This window comes from Rhizobium mesosinicum (assembly GCF_019511345.1).
GTDB lineage: Bacteria > Pseudomonadota > Alphaproteobacteria > Rhizobiales > Rhizobiaceae > Rhizobium > Rhizobium mesosinicum.
On record NZ_JAEUAK010000004.1, the window covers coordinates 274,389 to 294,949 of the forward strand.

Genomic DNA, 20,561 nt, shown 5'->3' on the forward strand with positions numbered 1-20,561 from the left:
TGCTTGACGAGACGGAACTGCTCTATCCGGCGCGGGAGAGCACACCCATGCGGCGCAATGCTTCCACCTGATCGTCGACGGTCGGCACGAGCTCGCCGGCATGGGAGTTGGGCTCGGCGGGTGCGGGTGCCGCTGCTTCCTCCTCGCCGAAGACGACCGTGCAGTTGCGGCCGGCAGCTTTCGCCGAATAGAGCGCCCGGTCGGCGGCCGAGACCAGCCGGTCGATATTGGCGTCGATCGCTGAGGAAAGCGCGATGCCAACGCTGACGGTGGCGGGGATCAGTGCCTCGCCCGTGCTGACCGGCAGGCGGCAGAATTCGGCGCGGATCGATTCCGCCAGTGCTTCCGCTTCCGTCTGGTCGCGGACGGTCACGAAGGCCGCGAATTCCTCGCCGCCCATGCGGCCGAAAATATTGTTGGGGATATACTGACGGGCAAGGCGGGCGAAGGCGGTCAGCACGGCATCGCCCGATTGATGGCCGAAGCGGTCGTTGACGCGCTTGAAATGGTCGAGGTCGAAGAGGATGACGCCGACCTGATGCTGCTCGGCATGCGCCTTTTCCCGGATCTTGTCGAAATGGCCGAGCAGGCCGCGGCGGTTCAGCACGCCGGTAAGCGAATCCGTCAGCGTCAGCAGACGCAGATGGCGTTCCGACCGTTCCATGATGAGACGGCAGGTGAGCGCAAAGGCTATGGTGAGCAGAAAGGCGCTCGCCATGGCGGCCGCACCGCTGAAATTCGTCGCTTCCCTATCCGAAGGCAGCGTCAGCGCCATGGCCACAGCTACGCTGAAGCAGAGAAAGGCCTGCAGCACGAAGACTGCCATCAGCTTGATGCGCGTGCGCTCGCGGCGGATGTCGCCGGCGGCCACCGCCATAGCGAGCGCGGTCGCGCCGGTCGCGGAGGCGAGATTGTAGAGTATGACGCGGTTGGAGTAATCTTCGTTGATCCACGGCAGGAAGACGCCGGCCAGCCAGATTGCCGGCGGCAATAGCGCCCACCATTCCAGCTTCTTGCGGTCGAGTGCCAGAAAGCCGGTGGCCCAGGCGCCCTGGCCGAGCAGGGCAACGGCATTGCCGATTTCGATGGAGAGCAGGTTGGGGATTTCGCCGCGGGCGGCGACCAGTGCAAAGCCGATGCCGCTGAACAGGAAGCCTAGTCCCCAAAAAAGGTAGGCGGCGCTTTTCTGGTTGTGGCGCCAGGCCACGAACAAAACCAGCGCCAGTGTAAGGGCCTCGGAGCACCAGATGGACAGACCTGTAGCGACATTGAACACGGCAGCAACCCCTTGAGTGTTGGCGCATTCTTGCCGAAGAAGCTCGCCGTTTGATTAATGGCGCGAACCTCGGGCCGAGATTTCGGAGTTATCTGCCGGTAAGCTTTCTGCACGGTAAATGTCCGTAGATCTGTCGAATGTGGTAAGCCTTCCTTCATCCTGTCACCGACAAAAGCTGTGGGACGGAAAGATCTGGCCTCGCTGTTAACAGGCGGTTGGAAGAAACGGAATAGGGAAATGCCAAAGCCATATGCCACGCCTGCTTCTTAACGTTATCCTTATGCGTGTCTTGAAGAGGGGGGCGGGGACACTCTATGTAAGAACAAGGCATTTTTCTTTGATTCCCGGCATTCGCCGGAAAGACGTTAAAAGGACGCACATGAGAAACCCAGTCGATACCGCTATGGCCCTTGTGCCGATGGTTGTGGAACAGACCAACCGCGGTGAACGCTCCTACGACATCTATTCTCGCCTGCTCAAGGAACGCATCATCTTCCTGACGGGTCCTGTCGAGGACCATATGGCGACACTCGTCTGCGCCCAGCTTCTCTTCCTCGAGGCCGAAAACCCCAAGAAGGAAATCGCGCTCTACATCAATTCGCCGGGTGGCGTCGTTACTGCCGGTATGGCGATTTATGACACCATGCAGTTCATCAAGCCGGCCGTCTCGACGCTATGCATCGGGCAGGCTGCTTCGATGGGGTCGCTCCTTCTGGCTGCTGGCCATAAGGACATGCGTTTCGCCACGCCGAACTCCCGCATCATGGTCCATCAGCCCTCGGGCGGTTTCCAGGGCCAGGCATCGGACATCGAGCGTCACGCCCGCGACATCATCAAGATGAAGCGCCGCCTCAACGAAGTCTATGTGAAGCACACGGGCCGTACCTATGAGGAAGTTGAAAAGACCCTCGATCGCGACCATTTCATGGATGCGGACGAGGCCCAGACCTGGGGCGTCATCGACAAGGTTCTGACATCGCGCGTCGAAATCGAAGGCGATCAGGCCTAGTAATTAATAGGGATGGTGTTTTCGCTGCCACAGTTCTATCCCATTTGTGATTGAACAAGGGGTTTCAACTGGCGGCGGAGACGCTAATAGTAGCTATTAATGCTATGTTGAATTTTTATGACATAGCATTCGGCATTCGAAGGGGAATTCGTTGCCGCCGGCACCCGGACATGATTGATTCGGCCCGGTTCGTACCCCCTGAAGCCTTTGTCGGCAGAAACTCCGGATAGGGGCGCCGTCAGGGAGCTGATTGAGTGGACCGCGATTTCGTGTTGGAAATGCGGCGTGCTGGAAGGAAAGTGATATGAGCAAGGTCAGCGGCAGCAACGGCGGCGACAGCAAGAACACCCTCTATTGTTCTTTCTGCGGAAAGAGCCAGCATGAAGTCCGGAAGCTTATTGCTGGACCGACCGTGTTCATCTGCGATGAATGCGTCGAATTGTGCATGGACATCATCCGCGAGGAGAACAAGTCCTCGATGGTCAAGTCCCGCGACGGCGTTCCCACGCCCCAGGACATCATCAAGGTTCTCGACGAATATGTCATCGGCCAGCGTCAGGCGAAGAAGATCCTGTCGGTTGCCGTTCACAATCACTACAAGCGCCTCGCGCACGCCTCCAAGAACGGCGACGTGGAACTGGCGAAGTCGAACATCATGCTGGTCGGCCCGACCGGTTGCGGCAAGACCTATCTTGCCCAGACGCTGGCCCGCATCATCGACGTTCCCTTCACGATGGCCGATGCGACCACGCTGACGGAAGCCGGCTATGTCGGTGAAGACGTCGAAAACATCATCCTGAAGCTTCTGCAGGCTGCGGACTACAATGTCGAGCGCGCCCAGCGCGGCATCGTCTACATCGACGAAGTCGACAAGATTTCCCGCAAGTCCGACAACCCGTCCATCACCCGCGACGTGTCGGGCGAGGGTGTGCAGCAGGCGCTTCTGAAGATCATGGAAGGCACGGTTGCCTCGGTTCCGCCGCAAGGCGGCCGCAAGCACCCGCAGCAGGAATTCCTGCAGGTCGACACGACGAACATCCTGTTCATTTGCGGTGGCGCCTTTGCAGGCCTCGACAAGATCATCTCCGCCCGCGGCGAGAAGACCTCGATCGGCTTTGGCGCGACCGTCAAGGCACCGGACGACCGCCGCGTCGGCGAAGTGCTGCGCGAGCTGGAGCCGGAAGATCTGGTCAAGTTCGGCCTCATCCCCGAATTCATCGGCCGTCTGCCGGTTCTGGCAACGCTGGAAGACCTCGACGAGGATGCACTGATCCAGATCCTGTCCGAGCCGAAGAACGCGCTGATCAAGCAGTATCAGCGCCTGTTCGAGATGGAAGACGTGGAATTGAGCTTCCACGAAGATGCGCTGCGCGAAATCGCCCGCAAGGCGATCATCCGCAAGACCGGCGCCCGCGGCCTCCGCTCGATCATGGAGAAGATCCTGCTCGACACGATGTTCGAACTGCCGGCGCTGGAAGGCGTGCGCGAAGTCGTCATCTCCGAAGAGGTCGCACGGGGCTCGGCCCGTCCGCTGTATATCTATGCGGACCGCCAGGACGAGAAGGCAAACGTCTCGGCCTGAGCTTGCGTTGGGAAGCGTTATTTCAAGGGGCTTGCCTTGTGCAGGCCCCTTTCTATTTGAAAACGGGTGCCGGGCGCTGATAATAGTTGCGGGCAAGGTTGAAAACAGCCTTGGCCGATATTGCGCAAACGATGACCCTTGGCAATGATGCTGTGATTCCGTAGCCTGTTGCTGGCGTTGCTATTTTAGGCGGTTCGGAAATGGTAAGCGTCGCTCCAGATAGGCGCTTCATTGTGTTGGCGTTCCATGTAATAAAGCTGTCACAACCGTGGAACGCGGGCGTTAACGTGGCTTGAAAAGCGTAGTCAGAACCTCCACTTGTAGCAACAAGTGAGAGTGCCGGCCGGATCCCAAGCGGCCGCGCCAAAGAGCCCGGTATCGGGACGATGGAAAGGAATAAAAATGACGAAGAAAACGTCTGTAGCGAGCAGCACCGCTTATCCTGTTCTCCCCCTGCGCGACATCGTGGTGTTCCCCCATATGATCGTGCCGCTGTTCGTCGGGCGGGAAAAGTCGATCCGTGCGCTCGAAGAGGTCATGGGTTCCGACAAGCAGATCATGCTGGTCACCCAGATCAACGCCAGCGACGACGATCCGGATCCGTCTGCGATCCACCGCGTCGGTACGGTCGCGAACGTCCTCCAGCTTTTGAAGCTGCCTGACGGCACCGTGAAGGTTCTGGTCGAAGGCCGCGCCCGTGCCGAAATCGATACCTATACGAGCCGCGAAGATTTCTACGAAGCTCTCGGTCACGTGCTCGAAGAGCCGCATGACGATGCGGTCGAACTGGAAGCTCTGTCGCGTTCCGTCGTGTCGGAATTCGAGAGCTACGTGAAGCTCAACAAGAAGATTTCGCCCGAAGTTGTCGGTGCGGCCAGCCAGATCGACGACTATTCCAAGCTCGCCGATACGGTCGCCTCGCACCTGTCGATCAAGATCACCGAGAAGCAGGAGATGCTGGAGACCACCAGCGTCAAAGCGCGCCTCGAAAAGGCGCTCGGCTTCATGGAAGGCGAGATTTCGGTCCTGCAGGTCGAAAAGCGCATCCGCTCGCGCGTCAAGCGTCAGATGGAGAAGACCCAGCGCGAATATTACCTGAATGAACAGATGAAAGCGATCCAGAAGGAGCTCGGTGACGGCGAGGAAGGCCGCGACGAGATGAGCGAACTGGAAGAGCGCATCGCCAAGACGAAACTCTCCAAGGAGGCCCGTGAAAAGGCCGACGCGGAGCTGAAGAAGCTGCGCCAGATGAGCCCGATGTCGGCTGAAGCCACCGTCGTGCGCAATTATCTGGACTGGCTGCTCGGTATCCCCTGGGGCAAGAAGTCGAAGATCAAGTCTGATCTCAACAATGCCGAGAAGATCCTCGAAGCCGATCACTTCGGTCTCGAAAAGGTCAAGGAGCGCATCGTCGAGTATCTGGCGGTCCAGGCTCGCGCCACCAAGATCAAGGGTCCGATCCTGTGCCTCGTCGGCCCTCCGGGTGTTGGCAAGACCTCGCTCGCCCAGTCGATCGCCAAGGCAACCGGCCGTGAATATGTTCGCATGGCTCTCGGTGGCGTCCGTGACGAGGCCGAAATCCGCGGTCACCGCCGCACCTATATCGGTTCGATGCCCGGCAAGGTCATCCAGTCGATGAAGAAGGCGAAGAAGTCCAACCCACTCTTCCTGCTCGACGAAATCGACAAGCTCGGCCAGGACTACCGCGGCGATCCGTCTTCGGCCCTGCTCGAAGTGCTTGATCCGGCCCAGAACTCGACCTTCATGGACCACTACCTGGAAGTCGAATACGATCTGTCGGACGTGATGTTCATCACTACGGCGAATACGCTGAACATTCCGGCTCCGCTGATGGATCGCATGGAGGTCATCCGTATCGCCGGCTACACCGAAGACGAGAAGCGCGAAATCGCCAAGCGGCACTTGCTGCCGAAGGCCATCAAGGAACATGCGCTGCAGCCGAGTGAATTCTCGGTCAGCGACGACGCCCTGATGGCGATCAGCCAGCAGTACACCCGCGAAGCCGGTGTCCGTAACTTCGAACGCGAATTGATGAAGCTTGCCCGCAAGGCGGTCACCGAGATCATCAAGGGCAAGACGAAGTCGGTTCACGTCACGGCAGAGAACATCGACGATTATCTTGGCGTTCCGCGCTTCCGCCACGGCGAAGCCGAGCGTGAGGATCAGGTCGGCGTGGTCACGGGTCTTGCCTGGACGGAAGTCGGCGGCGAGCTGCTGACGATCGAAGGCGTCATGATGCCTGGCAAGGGCCGCATGACGGTCACCGGCAACCTGAAGGAAGTGATGAAGGAATCGATCTCTGCGGCGGCCTCCTATGTCCGCTCGCGTGCGGTCGATTTCGGCATCGAGCCGCCGCGCTTCGACAAGAGCGACATTCACGTGCACGTGCCGGAAGGCGCAACGCCGAAGGATGGTCCGTCTGCCGGTGTCGCGATGGCAACCGCGATCGTCTCGATCATGACCGGCATCCCGGTCAACAAGGATGTGGCAATGACGGGTGAAATCACCCTGCGCGGCCGTGTCCTGCCGATCGGTGGTCTCAAGGAAAAGCTGCTTGCGGCACTGCGCGGCGGTATCAAGAAGGTGCTGATTCCGGAAGAGAACGCTAAGGATCTCGCCGAGATTCCTGACAACGTGAAGAACAGCATGGAGATCATTCCGGTCTCCCGTATGGGCGAGGTGATCAAGCACGCGCTGGTCCGTCGTCCCGAGCCGATCGAGTGGGATGGCACGGTTGAAACGCCCGTCATCGCGACCGTCGAAGGGCTCGATGACGCAGGCGTTGCCATAGCTCATTGAGGCTTGGCGGCCACATTTACGCCCAATTGTTGCAAATCGTGAAAAAAGGCCGGCGGAAACGCCGGCCTTTTTTGTGAAAACGTCATGTAGACGCTTGCTTTTCCTTGATTTGCAGGGTTTTTGGGTTCTCGGCGGGCCTGATGAAAGCGATTTCTTCGCCTAGCTTCCAGATTGAGTTGTTTCAAACCATTTAGAAAGGGGTGGAAACATGAACAAGAATGAACTCGTGTCCGCAGTAGCCGAAAAGGCTGGACTGACGAAGTCTGACGCAGCATCTGCCGTCGACGCCGTTTTTGACGTTGTGCAGGCCGAGCTGAAGAACAAGGGCGACATCCGTCTCGCTGGCTTCGGCAGCTTCACGGTTTCTCATCGCGCTGCCACGAAGGGTCGCAACCCGTCGACCGGCGCCGAAGTCGACATCCCGGCACGCAACGTGCCGAAGTTCACGCCCGGCAAGGGCCTGAAGGACGCCGTCAACGGCTGATACGAGATTGTCCGCCGGCCGTAAACGAGAACGGCCGCGCAGGATTTTGAGGGGTTCGGCATTGCCGGACCCCTTTTTGCTTTCGGCGCTTGCCGCATGCCGCGCTTCGTCTCACGACGGTGATGCTCTCGGGGTGGGATGAAGGCCTCACCGGCGGTAACGGCTTCGGCTCGAGCCCGCGAACGCAGCGAGATGCATCGCGAATGGCAGGCGGCCTGACTCAAACCGTACAAAATGTCGCAGCCTGTCATGTGTCTGTCATGGCAGTCCCGCAGAAAACCTCTGTTCGATTTTTCGATATTGGGGGATTTTCAATGACATTGTCTTCGCACAAGGCAGCGCTTGCTGCCGTACTTTTCGCATCCGTTGCCTTCCCGGCAGTGGCTGAGCCGGTTTTCAACCGTATCGCCTGTTTCCCGGTCGCGACCAACCTGCCGGCCGACACGGACAAGCTTTCGGCTACCTCGGCCGAAATCATCACCGCTTCGCAGGATGGCAACACGCTGATCTATAGCGACAGCCCGCTCGGCGCGATCGGCTTCATCGACATTACCGATGCCAGGGAACCAAAGGCCGGCGGCGCGCTGATGATGGACGGCGAGCCGACCTCGGTGACGACGGCGGCCGGCAAGGCGCTCGTCGCCGTCAATACCGGCGAAAGCAAGCAGAAACCGTCGGGCCGTCTGGCGATCGTCGATATCGCTACCAAGAAGATCGATGCGACCTGCGATCTCGGCGGCCAGCCCGATTCGATCGCCCTCAACAAGGACAGGACGCTCGGCGCAATCGCGATCGAGAACGAGCGTGACGAAGAGGTCCATGACGGCAAACTACCGCAGATGCCGGCAGGCGACCTCGTCGTCTTCCGGGTTAAGACCGATGGCACCGTCGATTGCGGCACCATCAAGCATATCGCCCTGACCGGCCTTGTCGGCGTTGCTCCTGACGATCCGGAACCGGAATTCGTTTCCTTCAACAGCCAGAACGAAATTGCGCTGACGCTGCAGGAAAACAACGAGATCATCATTCTCGACGGCGCGACCGGCGCGGTGAAGGCGCACTTCTCTGCCGGCAGCGTCGATCTCACGGGCATCGACACCAAGCGGGACGGCGCCCTGAAGTTCACCAGCGAGAAGAAGGGCGTCCTGCGCGAGCCTGATGCCGTCAAGTGGCTGGACGACAACCGGCTCGTTGTCGCCAACGAAGGCGACTATGAAGGCGGCTCGCGCGGCTTCACCATCTTCGACAAGACCGGCAAGGTCCTGTTCGAATCTGGCAGTTCGTTCGAACGTGCCGTCGCCGCAGTTGGCCACTATCCGGAAAGCCGCTCCTCGTCGAAGGGCGTCGAGCCGGAAGGGCTGGAAGCCGCGAAATTCGGCGACGACGACCTGTTCTTCCTTCTCGCTGAACGCGCTTCCGTCGTCGGCGTGTACAAGGACACCGGTGCCGATCCGGAACTGCTGCAGATTCTGCCCTCGGGCATTTCTCCGGAAGGCGCGATCGCCATTCCGCAGCGTAACCTGTTTGCCACCGCCAACGAACTCGACCTCGGCAAGGACGGCGGCGCGCGTTCGCACGTCATGATCTATGAGCGCGGCGAAGGCGAGAAGGCCTATCCGCAGATCGTTTCCGCCGAGAAGGACGGAAACCCCATCGGCTTTGCAGCTCTTTCTGGTCTCGCCGCCGTTCCGGGCAAGCCGGGCGTGCTCTATGCCGTCAGCGACAGCTTCCTCGCCTCACAGCCGACGATCTACACGATTGACGCCGCCAGGAAGCCCGCCGTCATCACCGATGCGCTCGTCGTCAAGCGTGACGGCGCTCCGGCTCAGAAGCTCGACATCGAAGGCATCGCCGTTGCTGCCGACGGCTCCTTCTGGCTGGCCTCGGAGGGCTATACCGAGCGCCTGGTGCCGCATGCTCTCTACAATGTCACCGCCAAAGGCGACATCAAAACCGAGATCGCCCTGCCGAAGGAACTGCTCGCCAACGAAATCCGCTTCGGCTTCGAAGGCGTCACGATCGTCGGCACCGGCGACGACACAACGCTGTGGATGGCCGTTCAGCGCGAGTGGAACGACGATGAGAAAGGCTTCGTGAAGCTCGTCTCCTACAATCCGAAGAAGAAGGAATGGGGTGGAGTGCGCTACCCGCTCGACAAGACCGAGAGCGGCTGGGTCGGTCTCTCTGAAATCACCGCTCAGGGCGACAGCGTCTACATCATCGAACGCGACAATCTCGTCGGCGATGCGGCCAAGCTGAAGAAGCTCTACAAGGTTGCAATCTCCGACCTGAAGCCGGGGAAGCTCGGGGCCGATCTGCCTGTCGTCAAGAAGACGGAAGCCCACGATTTCATCGGCGATCTGAAGTCGGCCACCAACGGCTACGTCCTCGACAAGCTGGAAGGCTTCGCTTTCGATGCATCGGGTAAGGCCTATGCGGTGACCGACAACGACGGCGTGAGCGACTCCTCGGGCGAAACCCTGTTCTTCCCAGTCAACCTGACCGCCACGAACTGAGTTCGCGTTCCCATGAAACGCAAAGGCCGGATCTTGCTCCCGGCCTTTTTCTTTAGCCGATTCGCCCTTGAACAGACGATGGCCTAGGTCATGAATTTGGGCAAGGCAGCCGCCAATGCGTCGACCGCAAGACGGGTCCTGAGCGGCAGGTGTGGTGTCTGCAGCCACAGCGCGTGACAATCATACGGGAATTCCGGCTCGTCCGGCAGAACCACCACCAGCATGCCTGCCTGCACACGGTCCCGGATAAGCCAGGAGGGCAGCCAGGCAAGTCCCATGCCTGCCGTTGCCGCATCTGCAATGGCATCGAGATCATCGAGCCTCAAACGGCTCTTGGGCCTGATTTCAATCGGTGGCTCTCCGCGGCGTGGGAAAAGCCACGGGCGGAATCGGGCAGAGCGGGCATAGACGATTGCATCGTGCCTGCCGAGATCCTCGATCTGCTCAGGTCTGCCCTGGGCATCGAGATAGGCCGGCGAGGCGCAGACCACCATGCGCTGGCGCGCGACACGGCGTGCAATGACGCCCGACCTGTCCTCCAACTCGCCAGTGCGGATCGCGAGATCGTAGCTGCCCTCCGTGAGGTCGATGATAGGATCGCTGAGCGATAGATCAAGTTCGAGGTTCGGATGCCGCTGGGCGAGCTCGATTAGGATCGGGACCACGCAGCGCCGGCCGAAATGAACGGGCATAGTGACGCGCAGCCTTCCGCAGGGCTCAGAAAGATGATCGACCGCAAGCGCATCCGCAGCCTCGGTCTCGGCAAGGATCATCCGGCAGCGCTCGTAATAGGCGCGTCCGAAATCCGTCAGGCTCTGGCGACGCGTCGTCCGGCTGATGAGGCTCACGCCCAGCCGCTCTTCGAGAAAGCGGACATGCTTGCCGACCATCGGTCCGGACAGACCAAGCGCTGCGGCCGCCGCTGCGAACGAGCCCAGATCGACGGCCTTCACGAAGACGGCCATGCTGGTGAGACGATCCATATTGCAAACTCTCGGTTTCTTCTGTCTTGCCGTCGGGCCAATTTATCTTCCGGAGGCGGCTTGGCATAGATCATTCGGTTCAACCATTTTGGAGTTTATATCGAATGGCACGCGTAATCCGCTTTCATGAGCTTGGCGGCCCCGAGGTTCTCCGCATAGAGGATGTAGTGATTCCAGCGCTCCAGCCGGGGTTGGTTCAGATCCGCGTCAAGGGGCTGGGCATCAATCGCGCTGAAGCTTTGTTGCGGTCGGGCGCCTATATCGAAACTGCGCCGCTGCCCTCGGGTCTCGGCCTCGAAGCGGCCGGTATCGTCGAGGCGGTAGGCGAGGGGGTGGATGGTTTTGTGCCCGGCGACCGTGTCAGCATCATCCCGCCCATCTCTATGGTCCAGTGGCCGGCTTATGGGGAACTCATAACCTTTCCCGCCGAATTCGTCGTCAGGCATCCGCCGACACTCTCCTGGGAGGCCGCCGCGGCCGTCTGGATGCCGTATTTGACGGCCTACGGCGCGCTCATCGACATTGCTGGGTTGAGCAAAGGTGATTTCGTCGCCATTACCGCGGCATCGAGCAGCGTGGGGCTTGCTGCGATCCAGATTGCCAACAAGGTCGGTGCAACGCCGATTGCGATTACCAGGACCTCCGTCAAGCGTCAGGCATTGCATGATGCCGGTGCTGCCCATGTCCTCGCTTCACAGGAGGAGGATCTGGAAATGAAGCTGAAGGACATCGTCGGCCCGGACGGTGTGCGGGTCGTCTTGGATGCCGTCGCCGGCCCCATCTTCGAGCCGCTGAGCGCGGCAATGTCATCGGGCGGCATTCTTATCGAATATGGCGGATTGGACCCGGAGCCGACGCCGTTTCCGCTGCCTGCGGTGCTTGGCAAAGGCCTGACGCTACGCGGTTATCTCGTCCATGAGATCATCCGCAATCCGGCACGGCTGGAGGCGGCAAAGACTTTTATTTTCGAAGGGCTCGCCTCCGGCGCGCTGGAGCCTGTCATATCGAGAACATTCCCTTTCGAGCGGATCGTCGAGGCGCACCGCTTCCTGGAATCGAACGAGCAGTTCGGCAAGATTGTCGTGACGGTTTGATCCGGTCCTTCCTGAGATGATGTCTCAAGCCCGGCCAAGTGGCCAGTCGGGCTTGAACGGTCTGTCAGGCTTACCAGCGCTGATGCACATGCGGCGCGATCAGACGCTCGTAGATTTCGCGAGTTGCGGCCATGACATCGACAGAGAGCGGCGCAAGATCGGCGGCGGCCGCATTGGCCTTGGCCTGCTCGGCATTGCGTGCGCCGGGGATGACGACCGTGACGGCGTCCGCCATCAGGATCCAGCGAAGCGCAAAGGCCGCCATGCTGGCGCCGGCTGGAACGAGCTTGCGCACTTCCTCGACGGCCTGCAGGCCGACCTCGAAGGGCACGCCTGCGAAGGTCTCGCCGACATCGAAGGCTTCGCCATTGCGGTTGAAGTTGCGGTGGTCGTCGCTTGCGAACGTCGTGTCGCGGGTGATCTTGCCGGAGAGCAGGCCGCTGGCGAGCGGCACGCGGGCGATGATCGCCACGTTCTTGCGCCGGGCTTCGCTGAAGAACAGATGATCGGGGCGCTGGCGGAAGATGTTGTAGATGATCTGGATGCCGACGACGCCAGGATATTCGATTGCCTTCAGCGCTTCCTCGACCTTCTCGACGCTGACGCCATAGCCCTTGATCTTGCCGGCCTTCTGCAACTCTTCCAGACCCGCAAAGACTTCCGGTCGATAGAGAACCTCCGTCGGCGGGCAGTGAAGCTGCACGAGGTCGAGGCTTTCCACCTGCAGGTTTTTCAGGCTGCGGTCGATGAAGCCTTGCAGATTGGCTTTGGTGTAGCCATCAGCGACATGCGGGTTCAGACGGCGGCCGACCTTGGTCGCGACCATCGGGCGTTCGCCGCCACGCGCCTTCAGCACATCGGCAATGATCTTTTCGGAGCGGCCGTCACCATAAACGTCGGCGGTATCGATGAATGTCATGCCGGCGTCGAGTGCGGCATTCAAGGCAGTGCGGCCGTCCGCTTCGCTGACATCGCCCCAGGAGCCGCCGATCTGCCAGGCGCCGAAGCCGATATTGGTGACGGTAAAGGGCAGGCGGCCAAAAGCATGATGTTTCATGGAAATCCTCCGATGGTGATGAAAGGTTCTGGAAGTAGCAGGCGCCGGGTAGGGCGGCAATCGCCGATGGTGCTTGGATCGTCTGCTGCGATCAAATATCCTAGTCGGCGACGCTTCAACCGCAGCCGACGGAAGAACAGGAAATCATGGATATCAAGACTGCAGGCTCGCGCCCTTCCACGAACGGCCAGGCCGAATATTTCACCGGCTCCGTTCGTCTCGATCCGCTCGTCGAGGCGCCGGAGCCTGCGCGTGTGCGGGCGGCTCACGTTACCTTCGAGCCGGGCGCCCGCACCGCCTGGCATACGCATCCCCTGGGGCAGACGCTGATCGTTACGTCGGGCAAGGGCCTCGCTCAGACATGGGGCGGGGAAATCAGGGAAATCCGCCCGGGTGATATCGTGTGGTTCCCGCCGGGCGAGAAGCACTGGCATGGGGCGAGCCCCGAGACCGCCATGAGCCACATTGCCATCCAGGAAGCATTGAACGGCAGCGTGGCGGATTGGCTGGAGCAGGTCAGCGACGAGCAATATGCGGGCAACGCCTGAGGTGTCGCCGGGGCTTCGGATTCTGGGAGCGCGTACGATTCGAGCTTCCGTTATGAAGTTCTTTCGCGGGGAGGCGTTTCAGGCATCCCCGCCGCATCCCTGCCGGCTGCTTGTGGAAAACCTGACGCAACGGGTGGCAGTTCCGCAGGCAAAGCGGAATCGCCTATTTGCTGGGAGGATCGGGAAAGGCTTCCGAAACAATTTCAGGGCTGTCATGGTTTTGTCTCCAAACCTGCTTGACACTAAAAGGCGAACCCCTTAGTTAGCCGCTCATCCCAACGGCCAGCCCGTTCGGAGAGGTGCTCAGGCACCGGATTGCTTGAAAGAATGCGGGTGTAGCTCAGTCGGTTAGAGTGCCGGCCTGTCACGCCGGAGGTCGCGGGTTCGAGCCCCGTCACTCGCGCCATTTCAAGCAGGCGTCAAATTGACGCCGTCTGTCCGGTTTCGTGATATCCTTACGGACTGAAAGGTCCAATGCGCGGGTGTAGCTCAGTCGGTTAGAGTGCCGGCCTGTCACGCCGGAGGTCGCGGGTTCGAGCCCCGTCACTCGCGCCATTTATTTCCTCAAAGCCATGCAGTTTCCGAGGGTCAGCCATGCGGCCTTCCGCGATATTTGCGGATTTGTCGCGACATCGTTGCATCTGCTTGATAACGTCCATCTGATGCTGTTCGAATAGCTTCTGTAAAAGTCTTGCGCCGGGGCTCCGGCTGCGCTAACCACGGCTTGTTGCAACGCACGTTCGCTTGCCGGGCATTTGCCCAGTTGCGCCGCCAGGCGCCGCCCGCAAGCAGGGATGAACATGATGACTGAACTGCTCAGTTCCTATATTCCGATCGCTATTTTCATCGGCATCGCGCTCGTAATCGGCCTGGCGCTTCTCATTGCGCCGTTTGCCGTTGCCTTCAAGGCGCCCGATTCCGAAAAGCTTTCGGCTTACGAATGCGGCTTCAACGCATTCGACGACGCACGTATGAAGTTCGACATCCGCTTCTACCTCGTGTCGATTCTCTTCATCATCTTCGACCTTGAAGTCGCCTTCCTCTTCCCCTGGGCCGTTTCCTTCGGCGCTATCGGCTGGTTCGGCTTCTGGTCCATGATGGTCTTCCTTCTCGTGCTGACCGTCGGCTTTATCTATGAATGGAAGAAGGGAGCCCTGGAATGGGAGTAGTCCCCGCTAGCAACCAGACGCTCGTCGCGCAGCAGCCGAAGGGGATCATCGATCCCTCCACCGGCAAGCCGATCGGCAGCAACGACGCGTTCTTCGGCGAGATCAACAATGAGCTCGCCGACAAGGGTTTCCTCGTTACCTCGACCGATGAGCTGATCAACTGGGCCCGTACCGGCTCCCTGATGTGGATGACCTTCGGTCTTGCCTGCTGCGCCGTCGAAATGATGCAGCTCTCCATGCCACGCTACGACGTCGAGCGCTTCGGCTTTGCTCCGCGCGCCTCGCCACGCCAGTCCGACGTCATGATCGTAGCCGGTACGCTGACCAATAAGATGGCGCCTGCTCTGCGCAAGGTCTACGACCAGATGCCCGAGCCGCGTTACGTCATCTCCATGGGCTCCTGCGCCAATGGTGGCGGCTACTACCACTATTCCTATTCGGTCGTCCGCGGTTGCGACCGCGTCGTGCCGATCGACATCTACGTGCCGGGCTGTCCCCCCACGGCAGAGGCGCTGCTTTACGGCGTGCTTTTGCTGCAGAAGAAGATCCGCCGCACCGGCACGATCGAACGCTAAGGGCAAGGACAGAAAATTATGAGCGAAGCCCTCACTGAGCTTTCGTCCTACGTTTCGGAAGCGCGCGGCAATTTGATTGCCGCCTCGCAGCTCAAATATGGCGAGCTGACGCTGACGACGACTGGCGACAATCTGATCCCGCTGCTGACCTTCCTGCGTGACGACGCCAAGTGCGCATTCGTCAACCTGACGGATATTTGCGGCGTCGACTGGCCGCAGCGCGAACAGCGCTTCGACGTCGTCTATCACCTCCTGTCGCCGAAGAAGAACCTGCGCATTCGTGTGAAGGTGGCGACCGACGAAGATACGCCGGTTCCGTCCGCCTGTGCCGTCTATCCCGGCGCCGATTGGTTCGAGCGCGAGACCTGGGACATGTATGGCGTGCTCTTTACCGGCCATCCGGACCTGCGCCGCATCCTGACCGACTATGGTTTCGAAGGTCATCCGCTGCGCAAGGACTTTCCGACGACCGGCTTCGTCGAAGTTCGCTACGACGATGCGGCAAAGCGCGTCGTTTACGAGCCGGTGGAACTGAAGCAGGAGTTCCGAAACTTTGACTTCTTGTCGCCCTGGGAAGGCACCGAATACGTGCTGCCTGGCGACGAAAAAGCGAAGCAATAATTCCAGGCGGCTGGTGGGCTTTGTCCCGCCGTTCACCAACTATCTGAGGACGCGAGCCCGATCGCCATGACAGAACATAATGTCCGCAACTTCAACATCAATTTCGGACCGCAGCATCCGGCGGCGCACGGTGTGCTTCGTCTTGTCCTGGAGCTTGACGGCGAAATTGTGGAGCGCGTCGACCCGCATATCGGTCTTCTCCATCGCGGTACCGAAAAGCTGATTGAGACCAAGACCTACCTGCAGGCCGTTCCCTATTTCGATCGCCTCGACTACGTGGCGCCGATGAACCAGGAACATGCCTATGCGCTGGCGGTCGAAAAGCTGCTTGGCATTGAGATCCCGATTCGCGGCCAGCTGATCCGCGTCCTCTACTCGGAAATCGGCCGTATCCTGTCGCATCTTTTGAACGTCACCACGCAGGCCATGGACGTCGGCGCGCTGACGCCGCCGCTCTGGGGTTTCGAGGAGCGCGAAAAGCTGATGGTGTTCTATGAGCGCGCCAGCGGCTCCCGAATGCATGCCGCCTACTTCCGTCCGGGCGGCGTCCACCAGGATCTGCCGGAACAGCTCGTGCAGGATATCGGCAAGTGGTGCGATGAATTCCCGGGTAAGCTCGACGATATCGACGATCTTCTGACCGGCAACCGCATCTTCAAGCAGCGCAACGTCGATATCGGCGTCGTCTCGCTGGAAGATTGCTGGGCCTGGGGCTTCTCGGGCGTCATGGTGCGCGGTTCGGGCGCTGCCTGGGACCTGCGCCGCGCGCAGCCCTATGAATGCTATTCGGATCTCGAGTTCGACATTCCGGTCGGCAAGAACGGCGACAACTACGATCGTTACCTGATCCGCATGATCGAGATGCGCGAATCGGTGAAGATCATGAAGCAGTGCGTCAATCGCCTGCTCGGTGATGCCAAGACGGGACCGTTCTCCTCGATCGACGGCAAGGTTGTTCCGCCGAAACGCGGCGAGATGAAGCGTTCGATGGAAGCGCTGATCCACCACTTCAAGCTCTATACCGAAGGCTATCACGTTCCGGCCGGCGAGGTTTACGCCGCCGTCGAGGCGCCGAAGGGTGAATTCGGCGTCTATCTCGTCTCCGACGGCACCAACAAGCCCTATCGCTGCAAGATCCGCGCTCCGGGTTATGCGCATCTGCAGGCGATGGACTTCATGTGCCGTGGTCACCAGCTTGCCGATGTCGCGGCTGTTCTCGGCTCGCTCGACATCGTATTCGGTGAGGTAGACCGCTGATGCAGGCTCTGCCGCTCGCTACAGCCTTTCTTCTTTCGGCCTCCGCTGCCTTTGCGCAGGATGCCGGAAAGCTCGGCACACCGCTGGGCCATGAAGAGGCGCAGCCGCCGGCAGAGCAGTCGTCCATGGGCGAGCTTTTGTCCAAGGGCTATCAAATCAAGGCCGCCGTGCCGAATGGCGGCAAGTTCGTGGTATTTATGCAAAAAGACCAGTCGGCCTATGCCTGTGAAATGCAGTCTTTGACTGCTTCGCGGTGTGGAACGCTAAACTGACAAGGCGTGAGGAAGAATGTCCGTTCGTCGATTAGCCGAAGATCAATTCCAGCCGGCCGCATTCGCTTTCAGCGATGAAAATGCGGTCTGGGCGGAAAAGACGATTCAGAAATATCCCGCAGGCCGTCAGCAGTCCGCGGTCATTCCGCTGTTGATGCGTGCGCAGGAGCAGGATGGTTGGGTCACCCGCCCGGCGATCGAAAAGATCGCCGACATGCTGGATATGGCCTATATCCGTGTTCTCGAGGTTGCGACCTTCTACACCCAGTTCCAGCTTCATCCGGTCGGCACGCGCGCTCATGTGCAGGTCTGCGGCACCACACCCTGCATGCTGCGCGGCTCGGAAAAGCTGATGGGCGTCTGCCGCAGCAAGATTCACCAGCATCCGTTCGAGCGCAATGCCGAGGGCACGCTCTCCTGGGAAGAGGTCGAATGTCTCGGGGCTTGCGTCAATGCTCCGATGGTGATGATCGGCAAGGATACCTACGAGGACCTGACGCCCGAGCGCCTGGAAGAGATCATCGATGCGTTTGCAGCCGGCAACGGCGCGAGCGTCAAGGTCGGCCCGCAGATCGACCGTCACCTCTCCTCGCCCGAAGGTGGCCCGACGACCCTGCTGGGCGATGTTGCCGTTAGCCGCACCTGGGTTGACAAGGCTCCAACGACTGCACCGGCAGACGGCGCGCCGGTTCCGCCTTCCGAGGCGGCACGTCCGAAGAGCACCGACGCCGAGACCAACGCGTCGCTGAAGACGCCGGCAACGTCTCCCAAGGCATCGGCCAAGAATGCGAAGGCTGCCGAAGTTCAGCCGCTCTCTGGCACCGCCGCTTCCGAGCCGGCGCCGAAGGCTGCCCCTGAGGCTGCTGCCAAGCCCGCGCTGACCGACAAGAATCGTCCGGCCGGCATCGAGAGGCCCGCCGCTCCCGATGATCTCAAGATGATTTCCGGCGTCGGTCCGAAGATCGAAGCAACGTTGAACGAAATCGGCATCTTCACCTTCTCGCAGATTGCGGGCTGGAAGAAGGCCGAACGCGAATGGGTCGATGGTTTCCTGAATTTCCGCGGCCGCATCGAGCGCGACGATTGGGTCAAGCAGGCCAAGGCGCTCGCCAAGGGCGGTGAAGCGGAATATATCAAGGTCTTCGGCAAGAAGCCGCGGTAAGAGGTGTGAGACATGTTAGAAGATAAGGACCGCATCTTTACCAACATCTACGGCCTCAAGGACAAATCCCTGAAGGGCGCGATGAGCCGCGGCCATTGGGATGGCACAAAGCAGATCCTAGAAAAGGGCCGTGACTGGATCATCGACGAGATGAAGGCTTCCGGCCTTCGCGGCCGCGGTGGCGCAGGCTTCCCGACCGGCCTCAAGTGGTCCTTCATGCCCAAGCAGAGCGACGGTCGTCCGCATTACCTCGTCGTCAACGCCGACGAATCGGAGCCCGGCACCTGCAAGGACCGAGACATTATGCGCAACGATCCGCATACGCTGATCGAAGGCTGTGTCGTCGCGAGCTTCGCCATGGGCGCCAATGCCGCTTATATCTATGTGCGCGGAGAATATATCCGTGAGCGCGAAGCCCTGCAGGCCGCAATCGACGAATGCTACGATGCCGGCCTTCTCGGCAAGAACAACAAGCTCGGTTGGGACATGGATATCTATGTCCATCATGGCGCCGGTGCTTATATCTGCGGCGAAGAAACCGCGCTGCTCGAAAGCCTTGAAGGCAAGAAGGGCCAGCCGCGCCTGAAGCCGCCGTTCCCGGCCAATATGGGTCTCTACGGCTGCCCGACGACGGTCAACAATGTCGAATCGATCGCCGTTGCCCCGACCATCCTGCGTCGTGGCGCCGGTTGGTTCTCGTCCATCGGCCGTCCGAACAACGTCGGCACCAAGCTCTTCATGCTCTCCGGTCACGTCAACAAACCGTGCACCGTCGAAGAGAGCATGGGCATCACCTTCCGCGAACTGGTGGACAAGCACGCCGGCGGCATCCGTGGGGGCTGGGACAATCTGCTCGCCGTCATTCCGGGCGGTGCATCGTGCCCGATCGTTCCGGCCAAGGACATTATCGACTGCCCGATGGACTTCGACGGTCTGCGCGCTGTCGGTTCCTCCTTCGGTACGGCAGCCTCGATCGTCATGGACAAGTCCACCGACGTCATCAAGGCGATTGCCCGTATCTCGGCCTTCTTCAAGCATGAGAGCTGCGGCCAGTGCACGCCGTGCCGCGAAGGCACCGGCTGGATGTGGCGGGTGATGGAGCGCATGGCGCGTGGCAACGCCCAGAAACGCGAGATCGACATGCTGTTCCAGGTCACCAAGCAGATCGAAGGCCACACCATCTGCGCGCTCGGCGACGCCGCCGCATGGCCGGTGCAGGGTCTGATCCGTAACTTCCGTCCGGAAATCGAAGCCCGCATCGACCAGTATACGGCCAATGCGCTTGATCACGGTGCGGTTCTGGAGGCGGCTGAGTAAGCGCATGACGACCAAGACATCCGACAGCAAGGTGGGAGAACGGGCAGCCGATTTCGCGGCTGACTTCGGCCGTCTTGCTGCCGACGTGCTGGAAAATGCGCGTGCGATGCCCGTTCATCCGCTGATGGCGCATCCGGCTGCGGCATTTGCCGCAGCCACGGCGATCGGTTTTGGCATTTCCACGCAGATGGCCGGCGTTTTCTTCGGCGCGCTGCAGGGCGCGTTCGAGACGGCGAACATGGCCGCTGCAGCGCTCGATGAAACGCCGCCGGACGAAGAAACACCCGAGATGGATATCCGTCCGGAAAATATTCGTCCGGCTGAAACGGCTGCGCCGGTTCGCAAGGCAGCAAAGCCGAAGCTGACGGTGGTTTCCAGCAAGGCCCCGGCAGCGGAAACGGCAAAACCGACGGTTGCCAAGGCGAAGCCCGCCGCAAGGCCCAGGAAGGCTGACGACCTGAAGCTGATCGCCGGCATCGGTCCGAAGCTGGAGCAGGTGCTGAACAAAAGAGGCATCCGCACCTTTGCCGATATCGCGGCATGGAGCGACGCCGACGTTGTGAGCCTCGACGCCGAACTCGGTTTCGACGGTCGTATCCTGCGTGACGACTGGGTTGGCCAGGCCAAGGTGCTGGCGACACGGGGTCGCAGGAAGAAATAATTTCCGGCTACAGGCGATGGCCGGAGGAATGGCATCCGACCGATGGGGCAGGGGCTCCGGATCGTGGTGCCGATGGCGGGTTTCGGGTCTCGGAACCAGCGAAAGAGAATTTGGGCAATTCCGGCGCCAGGACGGACGAAAGGTCTGCCTTGGCAATA

General features: G+C 60.4%; 18 protein-coding genes and 2 tRNA genes. 17 read left to right on the plus strand and 3 right to left on the minus strand.

The annotated features are described in order from the left end of the window. Positions 1-22: 22 nt before the first annotated feature. Positions 23-1,276 carry a GGDEF domain-containing protein gene (locus JNB85_RS12230; RefSeq protein WP_220334616.1) on the minus strand — a complete coding sequence of 418 codons (1,254 nt, stop codon included), beginning with the start codon at positions 1,274-1,276 and terminating at the stop codon, positions 23-25. Positions 1,277-1,655: 379 nt separating this feature from the next. Between JNB85_RS12230 and clpP the strand changes: the two genes are divergently transcribed. From clpP to JNB85_RS12255, 5 genes are all read left to right on the plus strand, one after another. Continuing rightward, complete coding sequence (gene clpP, locus JNB85_RS12235; protein ID WP_220334617.1) at positions 1,656-2,285, plus strand: ATP-dependent Clp endopeptidase proteolytic subunit ClpP; 630 nt, start codon at positions 1,656-1,658, stop codon at positions 2,283-2,285. 304 nt (positions 2,286-2,589) lie between these two features. Then, entirely contained in the window at positions 2,590-3,867 is a 1,278-nt protein-coding gene (clpX, locus tag JNB85_RS12240; protein ID WP_183743905.1) for an ATP-dependent Clp protease ATP-binding subunit ClpX, read from the plus strand. Between the two features lie 402 nt (positions 3,868-4,269). Next, entirely contained in the window at positions 4,270-6,687 is a 2,418-nt protein-coding gene (lon, locus tag JNB85_RS12245; RefSeq protein WP_220334618.1) for an endopeptidase La, read from the plus strand. A gap of 208 nt (positions 6,688-6,895) precedes the next feature. Continuing rightward, a complete protein-coding gene (gene hupB, locus JNB85_RS12250; protein WP_003558438.1) occupies positions 6,896-7,171 on the plus strand; it encodes a DNA-binding protein HupB in 276 nt (91 codons plus the stop codon). Between the two features lie 314 nt (positions 7,172-7,485). After that, positions 7,486-9,687, plus strand: a complete 2,202-nt coding sequence (locus JNB85_RS12255) for an esterase-like activity of phytase family protein (RefSeq protein ID WP_222858647.1) — start codon at positions 7,486-7,488, stop codon at positions 9,685-9,687. Between the two features lie 83 nt (positions 9,688-9,770). On the opposite strand, the gene JNB85_RS12260 is transcribed toward JNB85_RS12255, so the two are convergent. Continuing rightward, positions 9,771-10,670, minus strand: coding sequence for a LysR family transcriptional regulator (locus JNB85_RS12260; RefSeq protein WP_220334619.1), 900 nt, complete (start codon positions 10,668-10,670; stop codon positions 9,771-9,773). 104 nt (positions 10,671-10,774) lie between these two features. Here JNB85_RS12260 and JNB85_RS12265 point away from each other — a divergent pair, with 104 nt between their 5' ends. Next, complete coding sequence (locus tag JNB85_RS12265; protein WP_220334620.1) at positions 10,775-11,764, plus strand: zinc-dependent alcohol dehydrogenase family protein; 990 nt, start codon at positions 10,775-10,777, stop codon at positions 11,762-11,764. 70 nt (positions 11,765-11,834) lie between these two features. Here the strand turns inward: JNB85_RS12265 and JNB85_RS12270 are convergent, their stop codons facing one another. Further along, positions 11,835-12,821, minus strand: coding sequence for an aldo/keto reductase (locus JNB85_RS12270; protein WP_220334621.1), 987 nt, complete (start codon positions 12,819-12,821; stop codon positions 11,835-11,837). A gap of 146 nt (positions 12,822-12,967) precedes the next feature. Here JNB85_RS12270 and JNB85_RS12275 point away from each other — a divergent pair, with 146 nt between their 5' ends. The 11 genes from JNB85_RS12275 (at position 12,968) to JNB85_RS12325 (ending at position 20,403) form a co-directional block, all read left to right on the plus strand. After that, positions 12,968-13,369, plus strand: a complete 402-nt coding sequence (locus JNB85_RS12275) for a (R)-mandelonitrile lyase (protein ID WP_220334622.1) — start codon at positions 12,968-12,970, stop codon at positions 13,367-13,369. A 329-nt stretch (positions 13,370-13,698) separates the two neighbouring features. Beyond that, positions 13,699-13,775: transfer RNA gene (locus JNB85_RS12280), tRNA-Asp, on the plus strand. A gap of 72 nt (positions 13,776-13,847) precedes the next feature. Further along, positions 13,848-13,924, plus strand: a tRNA-Asp gene (locus tag JNB85_RS12285). Positions 13,925-14,172: 248 nt separating this feature from the next. Further along, positions 14,173-14,538 (plus strand): NADH-quinone oxidoreductase subunit A, encoded by a 366-nt coding sequence (locus tag JNB85_RS12290; RefSeq protein ID WP_220334623.1) that lies wholly within the window; start codon positions 14,173-14,175, stop codon positions 14,536-14,538. Beyond that, positions 14,529-15,113: a NuoB/complex I 20 kDa subunit family protein gene (locus JNB85_RS12295; RefSeq protein WP_220334624.1), complete on the plus strand. Its 585-nt coding sequence runs from the start codon at positions 14,529-14,531 to the stop codon at positions 15,111-15,113. The genes JNB85_RS12290 and JNB85_RS12295 overlap by 10 nt, the downstream gene beginning before the upstream one ends. Positions 15,114-15,131: 18 nt before the next feature. Then, positions 15,132-15,734 carry an NADH-quinone oxidoreductase subunit C gene (locus tag JNB85_RS12300; protein WP_132651179.1) on the plus strand — a complete coding sequence of 201 codons (603 nt, stop codon included), beginning with the start codon at positions 15,132-15,134 and terminating at the stop codon, positions 15,732-15,734. A gap of 66 nt (positions 15,735-15,800) precedes the next feature. Then, positions 15,801-16,991 carry an NADH-quinone oxidoreductase subunit D gene (locus JNB85_RS12305; RefSeq protein ID WP_220334625.1) on the plus strand — a complete coding sequence of 397 codons (1,191 nt, stop codon included), beginning with the start codon at positions 15,801-15,803 and terminating at the stop codon, positions 16,989-16,991. Continuing rightward, positions 16,991-17,263, plus strand: a complete 273-nt coding sequence (locus JNB85_RS12310) for a hypothetical protein (RefSeq protein ID WP_220334626.1) — start codon at positions 16,991-16,993, stop codon at positions 17,261-17,263. The genes JNB85_RS12305 and JNB85_RS12310 overlap by 1 nt, the downstream gene beginning before the upstream one ends. 16 nt (positions 17,264-17,279) lie before the next feature. Continuing rightward, complete coding sequence (locus JNB85_RS12315) at positions 17,280-18,425, plus strand: NADH-quinone oxidoreductase subunit E (RefSeq protein WP_220334627.1); 1,146 nt, start codon at positions 17,280-17,282, stop codon at positions 18,423-18,425. A gap of 12 nt (positions 18,426-18,437) precedes the next feature. Then, complete coding sequence (nuoF, locus tag JNB85_RS12320; RefSeq protein WP_220334628.1) at positions 18,438-19,742, plus strand: NADH-quinone oxidoreductase subunit NuoF; 1,305 nt, start codon at positions 18,438-18,440, stop codon at positions 19,740-19,742. Positions 19,743-19,746: 4 nt separating this feature from the next. Then, positions 19,747-20,403 carry a 5' DNA nuclease gene (locus JNB85_RS12325; protein WP_220334629.1) on the plus strand — a complete coding sequence of 219 codons (657 nt, stop codon included), beginning with the start codon at positions 19,747-19,749 and terminating at the stop codon, positions 20,401-20,403. Positions 20,404-20,561: the final 158 nt, after the last annotated feature.

Excerpts from the sequence above, each read along its gene's own strand:
- JNB85_RS12325 (WP_220334629.1), top strand. The coding sequence starts at position 19,747 with ATGACGACCAAGACATCCGACAGCAAGGTGGGAGAACGGGCAGCCGAT.
- JNB85_RS12315 (WP_220334627.1), top strand. The coding sequence starts at position 17,280 with ATGTCCGTTCGTCGATTAGCCGAAGATCAATTCCAGCCGGCCGCATTC.
- lon (WP_220334618.1), top strand. The coding sequence starts at position 4,270 with ATGACGAAGAAAACGTCTGTAGCGAGCAGCACCGCTTATCCTGTTCTC.
- JNB85_RS12290 (WP_220334623.1), top strand. The coding sequence starts at position 14,173 with ATGACTGAACTGCTCAGTTCCTATATTCCGATCGCTATTTTCATCGGC.
- JNB85_RS12310 (WP_220334626.1), top strand. The coding sequence starts at position 16,991 with ATGCAGGCTCTGCCGCTCGCTACAGCCTTTCTTCTTTCGGCCTCCGCT.
- JNB85_RS12265 (WP_220334620.1), top strand. The coding sequence starts at position 10,775 with ATGGCACGCGTAATCCGCTTTCATGAGCTTGGCGGCCCCGAGGTTCTC.
- JNB85_RS12300 (WP_132651179.1), top strand. The coding sequence starts at position 15,132 with ATGAGCGAAGCCCTCACTGAGCTTTCGTCCTACGTTTCGGAAGCGCGC.
- JNB85_RS12275 (WP_220334622.1), top strand. The coding sequence starts at position 12,968 with ATGGATATCAAGACTGCAGGCTCGCGCCCTTCCACGAACGGCCAGGCC.
- nuoF (WP_220334628.1), top strand. The coding sequence starts at position 18,438 with ATGTTAGAAGATAAGGACCGCATCTTTACCAACATCTACGGCCTCAAG.
- JNB85_RS12270 (WP_220334621.1), bottom strand. The coding sequence starts at position 12,821 with ATGAAACATCATGCTTTTGGCCGCCTGCCCTTTACCGTCACCAATATC.
- hupB (WP_003558438.1), top strand. The coding sequence starts at position 6,896 with ATGAACAAGAATGAACTCGTGTCCGCAGTAGCCGAAAAGGCTGGACTG.
- JNB85_RS12295 (WP_220334624.1), top strand. The coding sequence starts at position 14,529 with ATGGGAGTAGTCCCCGCTAGCAACCAGACGCTCGTCGCGCAGCAGCCG.
- clpP (WP_220334617.1), top strand. The coding sequence starts at position 1,656 with ATGAGAAACCCAGTCGATACCGCTATGGCCCTTGTGCCGATGGTTGTG.
- JNB85_RS12260 (WP_220334619.1), bottom strand. The coding sequence starts at position 10,670 with ATGGATCGTCTCACCAGCATGGCCGTCTTCGTGAAGGCCGTCGATCTG.
- clpX (WP_183743905.1), top strand. The coding sequence starts at position 2,590 with ATGAGCAAGGTCAGCGGCAGCAACGGCGGCGACAGCAAGAACACCCTC.
- JNB85_RS12255 (WP_222858647.1), top strand. The coding sequence starts at position 7,486 with ATGACATTGTCTTCGCACAAGGCAGCGCTTGCTGCCGTACTTTTCGCA.
- JNB85_RS12305 (WP_220334625.1), top strand. The coding sequence starts at position 15,801 with ATGACAGAACATAATGTCCGCAACTTCAACATCAATTTCGGACCGCAG.